The 1,997-nt window shown below is 45.5% G+C and carries 2 protein-coding genes; both read left to right on the top strand.

Going from position 1 to position 1,997, the window contains the following annotated elements; translation table 11 throughout:
- The coding region (locus E1297_RS02415) for a pentapeptide repeat-containing protein (RefSeq protein ID WP_196223149.1) at positions 1-710 on the top strand (710 nt) is incomplete at its 5' end.
- A gap of 77 nt (positions 711-787) precedes the next feature.
- Positions 788-1,927 (top strand): glycosyltransferase family 4 protein, encoded by a 1,140-nt coding sequence (locus E1297_RS02410; RefSeq protein WP_155133441.1) that lies wholly within the window; start codon positions 788-790, stop codon positions 1,925-1,927.
- Positions 1,928-1,997: the final 70 nt, after the last annotated feature.

The raw sequence follows: 1,997 nt of genomic DNA, 5'->3' as shown, positions 1-1,997 counted from the left end.
ATGCAAATTGTGAGCGGGCAGATTTTTCCGATGCAATTCTCTTGAAAGCAGATTTTACCCGGGCGGTTCTTGACAATGCGAAAATGCATGGTTGCATTTTGAGAGATTCTAAGTTTGTCCGTGCCCGGATGCGTGCTCTCGCTGCGGAGTGGGCCGACTTCAGTAATGCGCTACTGCAGAGTGCTAATCTGTCAGCTGCAAATCTCCACGGATCAAACTTCCAAGGTGCACGTGTAAGTCAGGCGAATTTCAAGGGAGCTGAATTGACCGCCGCTGACTTTTCAAATGCCAGACTTCGCGGTGCAATTTTTTCCCCAAGTGTAGCGGCGCAGCTCCTTGGGGCCGGAGACGTGGGCGAGAAGAAAAAAATTGTGAAATTTAGAAAGTCATCAACCCGTGTTTATAGTAAGATGAGAAAATCCAGATCTATCTTTGCTATTTTTTTATTCATGTATTCAATCAATTTCCTTATCGGTAACTATCGTCTTGAGTTTGATCTCAGTGATGGGATTTGGTGGGCCAAAATCTGGATATTGGCATTAGCATCTGTGACCGGGGTACTGGCGTGGAAGCTATTTGATTTGGCTGGATACTTTTTAAAACTTCGGTTCGACACGCATGCCAGCTCATACACAGCATCAGCAGCCAATAATATTATTAAAGCACCTTCGGACAATTCCGAAACCAAAGAAAGTGGTAAGAAATCTTGAGTGTTTCCACTGGAATTAAGCAGAGGGTCGTTGCGCTAGTATCGAACCCTTGCGTTGCCGATGCTCGAGTTATCAAAATGGCTGAAGCGGCCAAGACGTACGGATTTGACGTTCATGTCGTCGCGACACTGAAGGCCGGAATAGCGCCATTTGAAAAGTATAACGGCGTGAGCTATCATCGTGTAATATGGAATCCCGGAGAACTACTTCGAAGTACATTCCCACTTTCTATTGTGAAGAGTTTAAGCAGATATCTTGCTACAGTGCTTGTTAAAGCGCTTGTTCCATACTTAAAATACAAGCTTTATTGTGAAAATTTTATTGAAAAAGTTGTAGAACTAAAGCCAAATGTTATTCATGCACATGATTTGATTTGTCTTCCACTTGCGATCAAGGCAGCGGAAATAACTGGCGCCAAGGTCGTATATGATGCGCACGAGCTTGAAGTTCACCGAAACCCACCTTTGAGCCGCTTGCAGAAGCTTTGGGTGGCGCGCGTTGAAACAAGGAACAGCAGGGCAGCGGACGCGGTCCTCAGTGTTGGACGGTACGGTGCGCGCGAACTGTCAAAAATGATAGGGCGATCCGTAGACGTGATCTACAATAGCCCGCCACTTGACCCATGCAGGCGCCAGATAAAGCAAGACTGTGAAATTGGCCCTGACAGTAAACTAATTGTTTATGTTGGCAAGATCACCGCAGGGCGCGGCATTTCAGATGTGATCTCCATGCTGCCAATGCTTCCGAATGTGTACTTCGCTGCTGTTGGGCCGTCGGACCCGAAGTCCATGCGAGAGCTTGAAGCTGCTACAGAGCGCCTTGGTGTGAGCCACCGCTTCCGCGCGTTGCCTCCTGTTCCTTATCGACAGGTTGTTTCTTACATCAGCAGTGCTGATGTCGGTATCATATCAGTTGAGCCCGTTACTCTGTCATATCAGTACTGTATGCCAAATAAACTATTCGAAATGACATTTGCCAAGATCCCAATTCTCTCAAATGAACTCGATGAAATTTCTGAGTTTTTGAATGAAATTGGTCACGGCCGTGTCGTCGATTATGACAATCGCGCCGGGCTCCCATTGGCAATTTATGAGATGTTAGAAAATAGAGATGCATATAAAATTAGCGAAGAAAAATGGCAACGTCTTTCCGAGGAATACTCTTGGGAGTCGCAGGAGAGAAAATTGTTCAATGTATATAGAAGGATTTTGTCTTGATTTAATTTATTAATTAAATGGTATAGTAGCACCTGTCAGTCTCAGAGCCTGAACGAAAAGAAGTTGAGCG

This window comes from Roseibium sp. RKSG952 (assembly GCF_009711355.1).
Note: the sequence above shows the minus strand (reverse complement) of the source record. Positions and strands in the feature narration are given on the sequence as shown.

What these genes read in the sequence shown, in the direction of transcription:
- E1297_RS02410 (WP_155133441.1), top strand. Translation starts at nt 788, where the DNA reads ATGGCTGAAGCGGCCAAGACGTACGGATTTGACGTTCATGTCGTCGCG.